Origin of the sequence: Streptomyces sp. NPDC047043 (assembly GCF_040644055.1) — a bacterium.
In the GTDB taxonomy this organism is placed as follows: domain Bacteria; phylum Actinomycetota; class Actinomycetes; order Streptomycetales; family Streptomycetaceae; genus Streptomyces.
In genome coordinates this window covers 102,785-117,644 of record NZ_JBEYVO010000006.1, presented here as the reverse complement: position 1 = coordinate 117,644, position 14,860 = coordinate 102,785, and the positions used below count along the sequence as shown (strand labels likewise).

General features: G+C 70.0%; 13 protein-coding genes, 1 tRNA gene and 1 pseudogene. 7 read left to right on the top strand and 8 right to left on the bottom strand.

Annotated features, from left to right (window positions below; genetic code table 11):
* Positions 1-52: 52 nt before the first annotated feature.
* Entirely contained in the window at positions 53-1,576 is a 1,524-nt protein-coding gene (locus ABZ880_RS11305) for an MFS transporter (RefSeq protein WP_361260158.1), read from the bottom strand.
* Positions 1,577-1,638: 62 nt separating this feature from the next.
* Between ABZ880_RS11305 and ABZ880_RS11300 the strand changes: the two genes are divergently transcribed.
* Positions 1,639-2,604, top strand: a complete 966-nt coding sequence (locus ABZ880_RS11300) for a YafY family protein (RefSeq protein WP_361260156.1) — start codon at positions 1,639-1,641, stop codon at positions 2,602-2,604.
* A gap of 436 nt (positions 2,605-3,040) precedes the next feature.
* Here ABZ880_RS11300 and ABZ880_RS11295 read toward each other — a convergent pair whose 3' ends face one another.
* Positions 3,041-4,039 (bottom strand): sigma-70 family RNA polymerase sigma factor, encoded by a 999-nt coding sequence (locus ABZ880_RS11295; RefSeq protein ID WP_361260154.1) that lies wholly within the window; start codon positions 4,037-4,039, stop codon positions 3,041-3,043.
* Positions 4,040-4,234: 195 nt separating this feature from the next.
* Between ABZ880_RS11295 and ABZ880_RS11290 the strand changes: the two genes are divergently transcribed.
* Positions 4,235-4,753 (top strand): N-acetyltransferase family protein, encoded by a 519-nt coding sequence (locus tag ABZ880_RS11290; RefSeq protein WP_361260152.1) that lies wholly within the window; start codon positions 4,235-4,237, stop codon positions 4,751-4,753.
* Between the two features lies 1 nt (position 4,754).
* Here ABZ880_RS11290 and ABZ880_RS11285 read toward each other — a convergent pair whose 3' ends face one another.
* Positions 4,755-5,546, bottom strand: coding sequence for a class III extradiol ring-cleavage dioxygenase (locus ABZ880_RS11285; protein WP_361260150.1), 792 nt, complete (start codon positions 5,544-5,546; stop codon positions 4,755-4,757).
* A gap of 109 nt (positions 5,547-5,655) precedes the next feature.
* On the opposite strand from ABZ880_RS11285, the gene ABZ880_RS11280 reads away from it, so the two are divergent.
* On the top strand, positions 5,656-6,195 hold the full coding sequence (locus tag ABZ880_RS11280) for a MarR family transcriptional regulator (RefSeq protein ID WP_361260148.1): 540 nt from the start codon (positions 5,656-5,658) through the stop codon (positions 6,193-6,195).
* Positions 6,196-6,302: 107 nt separating this feature from the next.
* Here the strand turns inward: ABZ880_RS11280 and ABZ880_RS11275 are convergent, their stop codons facing one another.
* Both ABZ880_RS11275 and ABZ880_RS11270 read right to left on the bottom strand, forming a co-directional pair.
* Positions 6,303-7,844: an MFS transporter gene (locus tag ABZ880_RS11275; RefSeq protein WP_361260147.1), complete on the bottom strand. Its 1,542-nt coding sequence runs from the start codon at positions 7,842-7,844 to the stop codon at positions 6,303-6,305.
* Between the two features lie 117 nt (positions 7,845-7,961).
* Positions 7,962-8,621, bottom strand: a complete 660-nt coding sequence (locus tag ABZ880_RS11270) for a TetR/AcrR family transcriptional regulator (RefSeq protein WP_361260145.1) — start codon at positions 8,619-8,621, stop codon at positions 7,962-7,964.
* Positions 8,622-8,878: 257 nt separating this feature from the next.
* Between ABZ880_RS11270 and ABZ880_RS11265 the strand changes: the two genes are divergently transcribed.
* The 4 genes from ABZ880_RS11265 (at position 8,879) to ABZ880_RS11250 (ending at position 13,591) form a co-directional block, all read left to right on the top strand.
* Entirely contained in the window at positions 8,879-10,156 is a 1,278-nt protein-coding gene (locus ABZ880_RS11265) for a M6 family metalloprotease domain-containing protein (RefSeq protein WP_361260143.1), read from the top strand.
* Positions 10,157-10,249: 93 nt separating this feature from the next.
* Positions 10,250-11,914, top strand: a complete 1,665-nt coding sequence (locus tag ABZ880_RS11260; RefSeq protein WP_361260141.1) for an IclR family transcriptional regulator C-terminal domain-containing protein — start codon at positions 10,250-10,252, stop codon at positions 11,912-11,914.
* 106 nt (positions 11,915-12,020) lie between these two features.
* Positions 12,021-13,424 carry a dihydrolipoyl dehydrogenase gene (gene lpdA / locus ABZ880_RS11255; protein WP_361260139.1) on the top strand — a complete coding sequence of 468 codons (1,404 nt, stop codon included), beginning with the start codon at positions 12,021-12,023 and terminating at the stop codon, positions 13,422-13,424.
* 94 nt (positions 13,425-13,518) lie between these two features.
* Positions 13,519-13,591 (top strand) — tRNA-Arg (locus ABZ880_RS11250).
* A gap of 226 nt (positions 13,592-13,817) precedes the next feature.
* Here the strand turns inward: ABZ880_RS11250 and ABZ880_RS11245 are convergent.
* The 3 genes and pseudogenes from ABZ880_RS11245 to ABZ880_RS11235 form a co-directional block, all read right to left on the bottom strand.
* Positions 13,818-14,252, bottom strand: a complete 435-nt coding sequence (locus ABZ880_RS11245) for a hypothetical protein (protein WP_361260137.1) — start codon at positions 14,250-14,252, stop codon at positions 13,818-13,820.
* A complete protein-coding gene (locus ABZ880_RS11240; RefSeq protein ID WP_030966898.1) occupies positions 14,252-14,464 on the bottom strand; it encodes an excisionase family DNA-binding protein in 213 nt (70 codons plus the stop codon). The genes ABZ880_RS11245 and ABZ880_RS11240 overlap by 1 nt, the downstream gene beginning before the upstream one ends.
* Positions 14,464-14,748, bottom strand: a pseudogene (locus ABZ880_RS11235) (replication initiator); the annotation flags it as partial. The pseudogene ABZ880_RS11235 and the gene ABZ880_RS11240, both read right to left, overlap by 1 nt.
* Between the last annotated feature and the right edge of the window lie 112 nt (positions 14,749-14,860).

Genomic DNA, 14,860 nt, shown 5'->3' with positions numbered 1-14,860 from the left:
GCCCTTCCTCTCCCCTGTTGTCGACGGGCCGTCGCCGCGCCGGCCGCGTGGTTCAGCCGACGAGTTCGGGCTCCTTGTCCGCCACCGAAGGCTCCGCCTCGGCCCCGTCCACATGCTGCGCCGACCGCCTCGGCAGCGCGAACATCAGCAGGAAGATGACGACCATGACGGCGGCGACCCACCACAGCGCGTGCTGGAAGGCGTTCACGAACGCCGGACCCACCTGCGCCGGCTTCAGCCGGTCGGCGATCTCGCCGAAGAACACCACCGACACCAGCCCGAGCCCGAGCGCGTTGCCCATCTGCTGCACGGTGTTGATGAGGCCCGAGGCCGACCCGGCGTGCTCGCGCGGCACCTCCGACAGCACCGCGTCCGTCAGCGGCGCGAAGATCAGGCCCATGCCGACGCCCATCACGACCAGCGGGAGCGCCATCTGCCAGGAGGCGATCCCCATGCCGTAGCGCTCGGACTCCCAGATGTAGAGCAGCACGCCCGCCGCCATGACCAGCGCACCGGCCTGCAGCACCTTCCGGCCGAACCGCGGCACCAGCTTCTGCACGGACATTCCGGCGGCCGTCGAGACGGCGATGGAGAAGGGGACGCCGGTCAGTCCCGCCCGCAGCGGGCTCCAGCCCAGGCCGATCTGCATGTACAGGGTCCAGACCAGGAAGAAGACGCCGAGCCCGACCCCGAACACGGTCTGCACCGCGATACCGGCGGCGAAGCTCTTCACCTTGAACAGCGACAGTTCGACCAGCGGCGAACCGTCCCGCGCGGTCTTCCGCTTCTCGTACGCCACCAGCGCCGCGAAGACGACGAGCGCGCCGGCCATCGACACGTACCCCCACACCGGCCAGCCCAGCTCACGGCCGCGGGTCAGCGGGTAGAGCAGCATCAGCAGACCCAGGGTCACCAGGGCCACGCCCACCAGGTCCAGCTTCAGCGCCTTCGGTGCCTTCGACTCGGTGATGAAGCGGCTGCCCAGGATCAGACCCGCGATCCCGACCGGCAGGTTGATGAGGAAAATCGGCCGCCACTCCAGCCCGAACAGGTTCCACTCCGTCAGCAGCGCGCCCAGCAGCGGCCCGGACACCGCGCCCAGCCCCACGATCGCGCCGAAGAGCCCGAACACCTTGCCCCGCTCGTGCGCCGGGAACGTGGCGTGCACGATCGACAGCACCTGCGGCACCATCATGGCCGCCATACCGCCCTGCAGGATGCGCGAGGCGACCAGCATCTCCGGGTTGGCGGCGAAGCCGCACAGTGCCGACGCGAGTGTGAAGCCGCCGATGCCGACGAGGAACAGCCGCTTGCGGCCGTGGATGTCGCCGAGCCGCCCGCCGGTGATCAGTCCGGCGGCGAAGGCGAGCGCGTAACCGGCCGTTATCCACTGGATCTGGCTGAAGGACGCGCCCGCGTCCCGCTGGATCGACGGGATGGCGATATTGACGATCGTGACGTCGACGAGGTCCATGAAGGCCGCGGTCATCACGATCGCGAGAGCGAACCAGCGGCGCCGGTCCGCGGCGGCGGCCGGTCCGGCCGGGCTGTCGGCAAGGGTTTCGGTGGAGGTCATGTCTCGAAGTTACGACTCCTGTAGGTCAGATCATGTCCTAGTTCTACGGCATCCTCGAACTCATGACGACGGACACCCCGGCACGGCTGCTGACGCTCCTGTCCCTCCTCCAGACGCCCCGCGAATGGCCCGGCGGCGAGCTCGCCGAGCGCCTCGGGGTCTCCCGCCGCACCGTCCGGCGCGACATCGACCGGCTGCGCGACCTCGGCTATCCCGTGCAGGCCAGCATGGGCGCCGAGGGCGGCTACCGGCTGGTCGCGGGCAAGGCGATGCCCCCGCTCGTGCTCGACGACGAGGAGGCGGTGGCCATCGCGGTCGGCCTGCGCGCGGGCGCCGGGCACGCGCTGGAGGGCGTGGACGAGGCGTCCGTACGGGCCCTGGCCAAGCTGGAACAGGTGCTGCCCTCCCGGCTGCGCCACCGCGTCTCCACCCTCCAGGCCGCGACCACACCGCTGACCAGCGGGGACGGCGCGAGCATCGCCCCCGAGACACTGACCGTCATGGCCTCGACGGTGGCCGGCCACGAGCGGCTGCGCTTCGCCTACCGCGCCGGCGACGGCACCGAGTCGCGCCGCGTGACGGAACCGCACCGCCTCGTCTCGACCGGACGCCGCTGGTACCTGATCGCCTACGACCTCGACCGCGCCGACTGGCGCACCTTCCGTGTGGACCGCGTGAGCGAGCCCTTCGCGACCGGCGCGCGGTGCGCCCCGCGGGAGCTGCCGACAGGAGATGCGGCGGAGTATCTGCGGCGGTCGATGCAGCGCCATCAGGAGTCGTACGAATTCGAGGTCACCTTCGCCGCGCCCGCGGAGGCGGTGGCGGCGCAGGTCCCGGCCTGGCTGGGGACACCGGAGCCGGTCGACGCGGACTCCTGCCGGCTGCGGGCCGCGGTGGGGGACTCGCCGGAGTGGCTGGCGGTGCGAATCGCGCTGCTGGGCTTCGAGTTCACGGCCCAGGAACCGGCGGAACTCGTGGATCACGTACGGGAGTTGGGCGCGCGGTTGACGCGGGCCGGGGGCGGGTGACGGCGGCGGCGAAGTGCGGCTCGCCGCTCGCGGCGGAGCGGATGCCGACGTTGTCGGCATCCGCCCTGTTCCGGACCCTGTTTCACGAAGAGTCAGCGGGCCGTGTCCCTGTGGCACAATCTGCCATTCGGCGGGCCACCCCGGGGTTCAGGTTCGGGGTGCCCCGCCGTTCAGCATGCCCGCGTCAGGCAGAAGTGAGAGCCGGGCCCCGGCACCCGGGGGGAGGGGCGCCGAAGCCCGGCTCAGGAGAGTCCCGGCGCCGGGGGGGGGATGTGCGTCGGGACTTGGCTCTTGGGTGGGACGGGAAGAACTTCAGGGCCTGGGACGGATCCGAACTCCCGTGCCCTGAAGTCTTGTTCCCGTGGCATTGACAGTTGAAGCGGCGTTACATGGCCATGTTTGCGCGGTCTTTCGCCACCCGGCGTACGCCCCTGGCTTACGCCGCCGCCTCGAAGCCGGTCTGCCGGGCCAGCTTCTTCAGCTCCAGCAGCGCGTGCTTCTCGATCTGGCGGATGCGCTCGCGCGTCAGGCCGTGCTCCTTGCCGACCTCGGTCAGCGTGCGCTCGCGGCCGTCCTCGATGCCGTAGCGCATCTTGATGATGGAGGCCGTGCGCGGGTCGAGGCGGCCGATGAGGTGGTCGAGTTCCTCGCTGCGCAGGAGGGTCAGCACCGACTGCTCGGGCGACACGGCCGAGGTGTCCTCGAGCAGGTCGCCGAACTGGGTCTCGCCCTCGTCGTCCACCGACATGTTCAGCGAGACCGGGTCGCGGGCCCAGTCCAGGACGTCGACCACGCGGTCCGGGTTCGAGCCGAGCTCGGCGGCGATCTCCGCGGGCTCCGGGTCGCGGCCGTGCTCGCGGTTGAACTCGCGCTGCACGCGCCGGATCCGGCCCAGCTCCTCGACCAGGTGGACGGGAAGGCGGATGGTGCGGGACTGGTCCGCTATCGAGCGGGTGATGGCCTGACGGATCCACCAGGTCGCGTACGTCGAGAACTTGAAGCCCTTGCGGTAGTCGAACTTCTCGACCGCGCGCACCAGACCGGCGTTGCCCTCCTGGATCAGGTCGAGCAGGGGCAGTCCGCTACGGGGGTAGCGCCGCGCGACGGCCACGACCAGGCGGAGGTTGGAGCGGATGAAGATGTCCTTGGCGCGCTCACTGTCGTCGACGAGGGCCTGGAGCTCCTCGCGGGTGGCCTCGGCCTTGGACTCCTCGTACCCGTCGAGAACCTGTCGCGCGAACACACCCGCCTCGATGATCTGGGACAGCTCGACCTCCTTGGCGGCGTCGAGCAGCGGTGTGCGCGCGATCTCGTCGAGGTACATGCCGACCAGGTCACGGTCGGCGATCTCGCCGGCGTGGGCGCGAACACTGCTTGCCGCGTCGGCCGTCTCGCCGGTGGCGGACTTACGACGGGCGACGGCACGGGTTGCCATGCGTGCTCCCTTGCGATGGTGGGCTGGCGGGTGGTCCTTCAGACGCCCGGCACTCGGCTTCGAGTACCGCTCAGCACCTTGGTCGGGTGCCCTGCATCCGATGGAAACAACGACTGGAATCCGGACAGAATTCCCAACCCGCCCCCCGATTTTTCTGATCATGCAGTACCCTGTCCGGCCACGTGAGGAGGTCCGATGCCGTCGGAACGTACAGAGGTGCAGGTCAGGCCGGGAGTCGAGGGGGACCTCGAAGCCCTCACCGACATCTACAACCACTATGTACGTGAGACGCCCATCACATTCGATACCGCGGTCTTCACTCCGGAAGAACGCCGCCCTTGGCTGCTCTCCCACCCTGAAGACGGCCCGTATCGCCTGATGGTTGCCGCGGATGCGGACACACAGGAAATTCTGGGCTACGCCACATCCAGCCCTTACCGCGCGAAACCGGCCTACGAGACCTCGGTCGAGGTGACGGTCTACCTCGCCCCGCACGCCGGCCGGCGCGGCATCGGCACCCTCCTCTACAAGGCCCTCTTCGAGGCCCTGGCCGTCGAGGACCTGCACCGCGCCTACGCGGGCATCGCCCAGCCCAACGAAGCGTCCACGCGGCTGCATGAACGCTTCGGGTTCCGCCACATCGGCACGTACCGGGAGGTGGGCCGGAAGTTCGGCCGCTACTGGGACGTGGCCTGGTACGAGAAGGAGCTGTAGGTCAGCCGAACTGCACCGACCGCTTCGCCATCCCCATCCAGAAGCCGTCGATCACCGACTTCTGCGCGTCCAGCTCGCCGCTGATCTCCGCCGCGCCCATGGTCACGAACAGCGGGGCGAAGTGCTCGGTGCGCGGGTGGGCGTAGCGGCCGGCCGGGGCCTTGTCGAGGAAGTCCAGCAGACCGTCCCAGTCGCGGGCCTCGAGGGCATGCCTGCCCCAGTCGTCGAACTCGGACGACCAGGTGGGCACTCCCCCGCCGGTGTGCCGCAGCGCAGCCAGGTTGTGGGTGAAGAAGCCGGAGCCGACGATCAGCACACCCTCGTCGCGCAGCGGCGCGAGCTTGCGGCCGATCTCCATCAGCCTGACGGGGTCGAGGGTCGGCATGGAGATCTGCAGGACCGGGATGTCGGCGGCCGGGAACATCTCGACGAGCGGGACGTAGGCGCCGTGGTCGAGGCCGCGGTCCGGGATGTCCTGCACGGGGGTGCCGGGGGCGCGCAGCAGCTTCCGTACGGATTCGGCGAGTTCGGGGGCGCCGGGGGCCCCGTACCGCACGCGGTAGTAGTGCTCGGGGAAGCCCCAGAAGTCGTAGACGAGCGGGATCGTGTCCACCGCGCCGATGGCGAGCGGGGCCTCCTCCCAGTGGGCGGAGACCATGAGGATCGCCTTGGGGCGCGGCAGGTCGGCGGACCAGGCGGCGAGTTCGCCGGGCCAGATCGGGTCGTCCGCGAGCGGCGGGGCGCCGTGGCTGAGGTAGAGGGCGGGCATGCGCTCCCGGGTGGCGGCGGACATGGCGGTGACTCCCAAAACTAGAACAATGCTTGAACTCTCAAACTCTCCCTGTCAGGAGGATACGCCCCGTTTGTTTAATTTTCAAGGAGAGCTCTCGTACGATGGATGCATGAACACTGCATCCGCATCCGCCGAAGTGGCACCAGAAGCAGAGCCATCCACTGCCGAGACCCGCTGGCTCGACGACGACGAGCAGCGCATCTGGCGCTCCTACGTACACGCCACCACTCTCCTCGAGGACCATCTCGACCGCCAGCTGCAGCGGGACGCGGGCATGCCGCACATCTACTACGGCCTTCTCGTCGGCCTCGCCGAGGCCCCGCGCCGCCGGCTGCGGATGACCGAGCTGGCCATGAAGGCGAAGATCACCCGCTCCCGTCTCTCGCACGCGATCGCGCGCCTGGAGAAGAACGGCTGGGTGCGCCGCGAGGACTGCCCCTCCGACAAGCGGGGCCAGTTCGCGGTGCTGACCGACCAGGGCCACGACGTCCTGAAGCGGACGGCACCGGGCCATGTGGCGGCCGTACGGCAGGCGGTGTTCGAGCGGCTCACGCCACAGCAGCAGGAGTCCCTCGGCGAGATCATGCAGATCGTCGCCGAGGGACTCCAGCCGAGCGATGCGGGTGCGGACCTGCCCTGGCTCCGCTGAGCCGCTCACTCAGGGGGCCAGGGCAGGTCCTGGGGGTCGTACGTACGAGGCGTCCCCTTCCTCCTACGTACGGATGGTTCCGAAGGGGTACGGCCGGACGGTCGCCGTCAGTGGGCGACCACCGGCACCGCGAGCTCGTCCTCGACGCCGTCCTCGGACCCGGCCACGGTGGTGGAGCCGGGACGGCCGGCGTTGACGAGGGCCACGACGATCACGGCGGCGAGCACCAGCATGCCGACGGCGAACCAGATCGCGTTGGTGTAGCCGTGCACCGCACCCTGCATCTGGACCAGCTGCGCCTGCGACTTGGAGGTCGCGCCGGCGATGTGGTCCTTGATGTACGACGTCGTCGCGGAGGCGGCGATCGTGTTCAGCAGGGCGGTGCCGATCGCGCCGCCCACCTGCTGCGAGGTGTTGACCATCGCGGAGGCGACACCGGCGTCCCGGGGCTCTACGCCCAGGGTGGCCAGGGACATGGCCGGCATGAACGCCGTACCCATGCCGAGACCGAGCAGCAGCATCGAGGGCAGGATCGTCGAGGCGTACGACGAGCCGATCTCCAGCTGGGTCAGCAGGAGCATGCCGCCGGCCGCGACCAGGAAGCCGGGGCCCATCAGCGCCCGGGCCGGGACCCGGGTCATCAGGCGGGTACCGATCTGGGTCGAGCCGATCATCATGCCCGCGATCATCGGCAGGAAGGCGAAGCCGGTCTTGATCGGCGTGTAGCCCTTGATGACCTGCAGGTAGTAGGTGAGGAAGAGGAACGTGCCGAACATCGCGATGATGGCGATGCCGAGCGAGAGGTAGATGCCGCCGCGGTTGCGGTCGGTGACCACGCGCAGGGGCAGCAGCGGGGCCTTGACCTTGGCCTCGGTGACGACGAAGGCGAGCAGGAAGACCGCCGACGCCACGAACAGGCCGACCGTCAGGGAGTCGCCCCAGCCGTCGGACTCGGCGCGGGTGAAGCCGTAGACGAGCGAGACCAGGCCGAGGGTGGACAGCAGCACGCCCGGGATGTCGAGCGGGTTGCGGTTGCGGCCGCCCTCCGGCTCACGGATGACGAAGTACGCACCGAGCGCCGCGACGATCGCGAACGGGATGTTGACGAAGAACGTCCAGCGCCAGTCCATGTACTCGGTCAGCACGCCGCCGAGGATGAAGCCGACGGCGCCGCCGCCACCGGCGATCGCACCGTAGATGCCGAACGCCTTGGCGCGCTCCTTGGCGTCCGTGAACATCACGGCGAGCAGGGAGAGCGCGGCGGGCGCGAGCAGGGCGCCGAAGACACCCTGAAGGGCGCGGGCGCCGAACATCATGGCGCCGGTGGTCGCCGCACCGCCGAGCGCGGAGGCGGCGGCGAAGCCGACGAGACCCACGACGAAGGCGCGCTTGCGGCCCCACAGGTCGGCGATCCGGCCGCCGAAGAGCAGCAGGCCACCGAAGGCCAGGGCGTAGGCCGTGACGACCCACTGCCGGTTGCCGTCCGAGATGCCCAGGTCGGTCTGGGCGGAGGGCAGCGCGATGTTCACGATGGTCGCGTCCAGCACGACCATCAGCTGGGCGAGCGCTATGAAGACGAGCGCTTTCCAGCGGTTGGCGTCGCCGGACTTCTCGACGGCGCCTGGAGCCTTTGCGGCTGTTTCAGACATGGGGGTACCCACTTCGGGACTTCGTGACGGAAAAAACGTGTCTTATGGGGACGGCTCGTCTACGCGTCTACGGCGACGGCCGATGAGTCGGTGTAGTGACTGGCTTCGAGTGCGGAACTAATCGCAGGGCCGGCGCAGATCCTCCACGGTGACGGCCGTGCCCGGCAGGACCGAGCGGGCCGGGGCCCGCAGTCCGTCCAGGAACAGCTGCAGATGACGGTGGACGAAGCGGTCGTTGACGAGGCAGTCGGTGCCGGCCGGGGGCCTGCTGAGCTGGGCCACGACGACCATCAGGTCGCCGACGCCGACGTCGGGGCGGAGTTGGCCGGCCTCCTTGGCGCGGTCCATGAACTCCTCGACGGTTCGCTCCAGACGCTCGCGCGCCGCTTCGAGATCGGGGTGGTTCTGGTCGAAGGTGCTGGAGACCATCGGGCACAGCGCGCTGATCCGCTCGTCGGCGGCGGTGTGCACGAAGCGCTCCAGCGCCTCGAAGGCGTCCCCGCTCTGCGCGAGCGCCTGCTCGGCCGCCTCCGACGTCCGGTCCATGACGGAGCAGACGACCTCGCGGACGAGCGCGTCGCGGTCGGGGAAGTTGCGGTACACCGTGGCGTTTCCGACGCCTGCCCGGCGGGCGATGTCGTCGAGCGGCACATACGGGCCGTGCTCGGTGAACATCTCCCGGGCGGCGGTGACGATCCGCTCCCGGTTGCGCAGGGCGTCGGCGCGCGGCCGGGTCACCTTGCGCTGTGCGGGGTTCGCGGTCGTCGTGGCGGTCACAGTGCCCTCCGTTGGCTGTGTTGTCGCGATCCGGGGAGCCGGTCCCCGGTTCGCTCGGACACCTGACTAAACGGGGAGACGCTCCCCGCTTATTTCAGGTTGACGGGAAGTTTTCGTGTGACCCGAGTCACACCTTCCTGGCACTGAAACCCACGTTCGGACTCCTCCAGCGCGCGCCCGCGCATCCGCACACACAGGGTGATCGAAAGGGCGCAGCCAGAGACGACCCGCGGCTGCCATGGACGAAGGACCCGTGCATGCCGCTCCGTCACCGGATACGCGCCCGCCGCGGGGCCGCCCTCGCCGTCGTGACCGCCCTGACCCTGGCGGTCAGTACGTCGGCAGGCACCGGGCGCCAGAGGGCGGCCTCCACGGCGGCCGGGGCGAATCCCATCGCCCCGGCCCGCACCGCGGCACTCGGCCCCTGCATGATCAACGGCAACCGCGCGGTCCAGATGTCGGAGGGCGTCCCCACCCCCGCCGGTTACTCCCGCTCCACGGGCACCGTCCACGCCCTCACCCTGATGGTCGACTTCTCCGACACACCCGGCCGCGGCAACGCCCTCGGCCGCTTCCACGAGTTCTTCCCGAAGACCCGCCAGTGGTTCCGCACCGCCTCCTACGGCCGCCTGGACTACCGCCCGGAGATCCCCGTCCCGCACTGGCTGCGGATGCCGAAGCCGTTCAAGGCGTACGGCATAGAACGCGGCGCCCCCTTCGACTCCGGCTACCGCAACCTCGTCCAGGACATCGTGAGCGCGGCCGATCCCAAGGTCGACTTCCGCGACTACGACTTCCTGAACGTGCTGATGACCCCGAACGCGGGCCCCTCCGCCCTGGACACGGTCCTGTCGGTGACCTTCGCCGGCAACACGGAGGCCCCCGTGGCGGACGGCGTCCCGGTCGCCAACGCGTCCTTCGTCTACTCCCGCCAGGACGACGGCTCCGGCTCCTACGCGCAGACCGGCTACCGGGTCCTTCCGCACGAGAACGGCCATGTCTTCGGCCTGCCGGACCTCTACACCCAGGAGGGCGGGGGCTCGGTCGGCCACTGGGACATCATGAGCGAGGACTGGGGGGCCAACAACGACCTGCTCGGGTGGCACAAGTGGAAGCTGGGCTGGCTGGACGCCTCCCAGGTCAGCTGCTCGGCGCTGCGCGGCACCTCGGAGTACACGCTGACGCCGCTGGAGCGCGCGGGCGGCCCCAAACTGGTCTTCGTCCCGCTCGGCGCCCGCACCGGATACGCCGTCGAACTGCGCACCCACGAGGGCAACGACGAGGCGGTCTGCCGCCCGGGCGTGCTGATCTACAAGGTGGACGCGGACGTGGACACCGGCATGGGCCCGGTGAAGGTCTACGACTCCCACCGCGACAGCGGCGGCTGCACCCGCAGCCCCAACGTCCAGGCAGAACTCTCGGACGCCCCCTTCGCCCCCGGCGAGGTCTTCAAGGACCCGAAGAGGGGGATCCGGATCGCGGTGGCGGGGGCGGATCTGTCGGGGAAGTACCGGGTGCGGGTGACTCGGCGGTGACTTGGGGGTTGGGGGTGCGGCGGGCCGGGCGCGGGGTGCGGCTGCGTCGTCGCATTACCGTAGGGCTGCCGTGACCGCCGTACCGGAGAATCGATGCCCGCGAATCCCGCACTCGACGCCGTCTCGCCCGCCGTGCCGGACGAGGCGGTCACGCCGCTGATCCGCGGGGTCGCCGTGCTGCACCGGCTGACGGAGGCGGACGGCACCCTGAGCCTCAGCGCCCTGGAGCGCGCCACGGGCCTGGCCCGCTCCACGGTCGACCGCGTCACCGCGACGCTGGCCCGGATGGGATACGTCCGCCTCGACGGCCGGGACGCGGTCCTCACCCCCCGGCTGATGGAACTCGGCAACGCCTACCTGGCCGCCCTGCGCCTGCCCGCCCTGCTGGACGCGAGGGCCGACGCGCTCGCCGACGAACTCGACGAGTCCGTCTCCCTCGCGGTGGCCGACCGCGACGGCATCCGCTTCATCCACCAGGCCACCCGCCGCCGCGCGATGTCCCTCAGCTTCCGCATCGGCGACCTGCTTCCTGCCGAACGCACCGCCCCCGGACCGCTGTTCGCGACGGAGTGGACGAAGGAGCAGTGGCAGGCGTGGCGGCAGCGCCGGGCGGCGGACCCGGAGGACCACGGCTTCCCCGCCGTACCGCCCCGTCAATCCCCTTACCCGGATGAGGACTTCGAACGATCGGCCGCCCAGTCCGCCGCGGACGGCTGGTCGTTGGACGACCAGCTGATCGAACCGGGCCTGGTCGCCGTCTCGGTTCCGGTACGTGACCCCCGTACCGGCAGGATCGCGTGCGCGGCGAACGTGGTCAGCCACACCAGCCGGCACACGGCGGCCGATCTGCGCGAGTCGCTGCTGCCGCGGCTGCGGGCGGCGGTGCGGGCGATGGAGGACGACCTGCGCACCACGGCGCCCGCGGAGCCGGGGGCGTCGCCCTCGGGCCTGGCGACCTGGACCGGCGCGTCGAAGCAGGAACTGGGCAGGGAGTTCGTCGAGTCCCTGGCCCGCGGCCTGACGGTACTGACCGCCTTCGGAGAGGGCCGCGCGGAGCTGACGCTGACGGAGGTGGCGAAGGCGACGGGCCTGGCCCGGGCCACGGCACGCAGGGCACTGATCACCTACGAGCACCTCGGCCTCGTACGCGCCCGGGACCGTGTCTTCGAGCTGACGCCGCGCGTACTGGCGCTGGGCTTTCCGCCTCTGTCACGCACGACCCTCCCCGAGATCGCCGCCCCGCACATGGCCGAACTGGCCCGCGCGGTCCACGAGTCGACGTCCCTGGCCGTGCTGTCGGGCGACGACATCCAGTACACGGCGCGGGTCGCCACGAGCCGCGTCATGAGCGTCAACGTCGCGGTGGGGACGCGCCTGCCGGCGTACGCGACGTCGATGGGCCGCGTACTGCTGGCGGACCTGCCCGAGTCCGACCGCCGCCTCCCGCTCCCCCTCCGGGCCCTCACCCCGCACACCCTCACCGACCCGGAGACCCTGGCCCGCGTCCTGGACGACGTACGGACGCAGGGCCACGCCCTGGTCGACGAGGAGCTGGAGGAGGGCCTGCGCTCGATCGCGGTCCCGGTCCGCGACCGCAACGGCCGCGCGGTCGCCGCCCTGAACGTGGCGATGCACGCGGCCCGGCACACGGTCGAGGAGTGCGTACGGGAGATCCTGCCGGCGCTGCGGGCGACGGCGGACGCGATCGAGGGGGAGCTGCAGGTGGCGGGGAGGTTCACGCGGGTGCCGGTGTCGTGAGCGCGTGCCCAGGATGTCCCGGGGTGCCCCCGGCTTCGCGTCGCGCTCGGTGACGGCGCATGATCGGAGCAGTCATTACGAACGTGGAGAGGCAGGCAAAACCCTCATGGATGACCGCTTCGACGTCGTCGTACTAGGCGCAGGCCCCGGTGGCTACGTCGCCGCCATCCGCGCCGCCCAGCTGGGCAAGCGGGTCGCGGTGGTGGAGGAGAAGTACTGGGGCGGGGTCTGTCTGAACGTCGGGTGCATCCCGACCAAGGCGCTCCTGCGCAACGCGGAACTCGCCCACATCTTCACCCGCGAGGCCAAGACCTTCGGCATCAGGGCCGAGGGGCAGGTCTCCTTCGACTACGGCGAGGCGTACCGGCGCAGCCGCCGGGTCGCGGACGGCCGGGTCAAGGGCGTCCACTACCTGATGAAGAAGAACAAGATCACCGAGCTCGACGGCCGGGGCACGTTCCTGGACGCCAACTCGCTGCAGGTCGCGCTGAGCGACGGCACGACCCGCACCATCGGCTTCGACAACTGCATCATCGCCACCGGCGCCACCCCGAAGCTGCTGCCGGGCACCCGCCGCAGCGAGCGCGTGGTCACGTACGAGGAGCAGATCCTCGCCGAGGACCTGCCGGCCTCGATCGTCATCGCCGGCGCCGGCGCGATCGGCATCGAGTTCGCCTACGTCCTGCACAACTACGGCGTGAAGGTCACCGTCGTCGAGTTCCTCGACCGCGTCGCGCCACTGGAGGACGCGGAGGTCTCCGCGGAGCTCGCCAAGCAGTACCGCAAGCTCGGCATCGACGTGCTCACCTCGACGCGGGTCGACGCGATCGACGAGTCGGGTCCGCAGGTACGCGTCACGGTCACCGCCAAGGACGGCACCCAGCAGGTACTGGAGGCGGACAAGGTCCTCCAGGCCATCGGCTTCGCCCCGAACGTCCAGGGCTACGGCCTGGAGAACACCGGGGTGGCGGTCACGGAACGGGGCGCGATCGACGTGGACGGCCGCTGCCGCACCTCCGTCCCGCACATCTACGCCATCGGGGACGTCACCGCGAAGCTGATGCTCGCGCACGCCGCCGAGGCGATGGGCGTGGTGGCCGCGGAGACGATCGCCGACGCGGAGACCATGGAGCTCGAGTACGTCATGATCCCGCGGGCCACCTACTGCCAGCCGCAGATCGCCAGCTTCGGCTGGACCGAGGCCCAGGCCCGCGAACAGGGCTTCGACGTCAAGGTCGCCAAGTTCCCCTTCACAGCCAACGGCAAGGCCCACGGCCTGGGCGACTCCACGGGCTTCGTGAAACTGATCAGCGACGCCAAGTACGGCGAACTCCTCGGCGGCCACCTGATCGGCCCGGACGTGACAGAACTCCTCCCGGAACTGACCCTGGCCCAGCAGTGGGACCTGACGGTCCACGAGGTCGCCCGCAACGTCCATGCGCATCCGACGCTGGGGGAGGCGGTGAAGGAGGCGGTGCACGGGCTGGCCGGGCACATGATCAACTTCTGAGGTGCGCGGGTGGGGGTGGGGGCGGGACGTCGCCCCCACCCCCCACCAATCCGTCACCCCTTGAACGGTCACCCGCTACACTGACGACCATCCCGCCTTCGTAGCTCAGGGGATAGAGCACCGCTCTCCTAAAGCGGGTGTCGCAGGTTCGAATCCTGCCGGGGGCACAGCATTAAGGGCCAGTTCAGAGGCTCGATCCTCTCGAACTGGCCCTTTGCCGTGATCGCGGCCGTGCCACGCACGTGCCACAAAGTCCACTAAGAGTCCACATCACCCCGAGTCTTGCGGATCATCGAGCCGAGCCGATCAGCGATCTCGCGGTCACGGCCGTCGACCACATGCTGATAGATCAACGCCGCGCGGGGAGTGCTGTGCCCCATCCTGGTCATCAGCTCACGCAGGCTCGATCTGGTACGCCTTGACCACGGTCGGCTCACCAGTCCGTATGAGACATGCCGTACGCCAGGCCCGCACCTGAGCCGTCGTGATCGAAGACAGCGGGCGCTCACGAAAGGTCGGCAGTAGGTGCAGCCGGATCACCGACTCGTGCCGCTCACGCGAACGGACCGCAAGCTTGCGGTCTTTGAGCCACGCCGTGGCGTACTGACCGAAGTGGACCTTGCCCGCGTCTGGGTCGTTCCACTGGCCCCGGGTGATGTCCGCCTCGATGTGGGTCAGTGCGACCTCAGCGTCGGTCTTGGTGGCGTACGTCTCCTCTGCGCTGCGGAGCTGGCCCGTGTGCGGATCACGGTAACGCGCTTGCCAGCGACCGGAGTTGAGTTTGCGGACCGGGCCGAAGCGGCGCCGCTTGCCCTGGTTGTTCGCCATCAGGCAACCCTCCTGAGGACGCCGGGCCGGACGGTGACCGGCTGCACGGTGTTCGCGGCGATGTACTCGTTCAGCACTCGCTCCGAGATCCGCACGTTGCGACCGACCTTGACGAAGGCAATTCGACGCTCTTCGATCAGGCGGCGAGGAAAGCGGACTCCTGTACCGAGGCGAGCAGCGACCTGCTTTACGTCCAGGAGCTGATCAGCCATCACCACTCCCCCTCTATCTCGTGATCCGGCAGGTCGGCGAGTGCTTCACGTGCGGTTTCGCGGTTGAGTTGGATGTCGCGGTGGATGGTGGCGGCTAGCCAGGATTCGCCGGGGGTGTGGCCGTGGCCGGCGTAGGTCCAGTAGGTGAGGGTGAGCGTGGTTGCCTCCGGGTTGTCGTCGGGGTCGGGCAGGCCGAGCACTTCGCGTTGTTGGGCGGCGCGGTAGTCGGCACGGACCTGGCGCAGGGCGCCGAGGGTGGTCGAGTAGCGGTGTGACTTGGTGGAGGCACCGGCGGGGCCCCCGGGAGGACGGCTGTCGGCGCCGGACCGTCGGGCGCCGGGGCCTGGGCGCGGGCGCGGGGCGCGAACGGGCGACGGAACACGCCCGTCGGGTCGG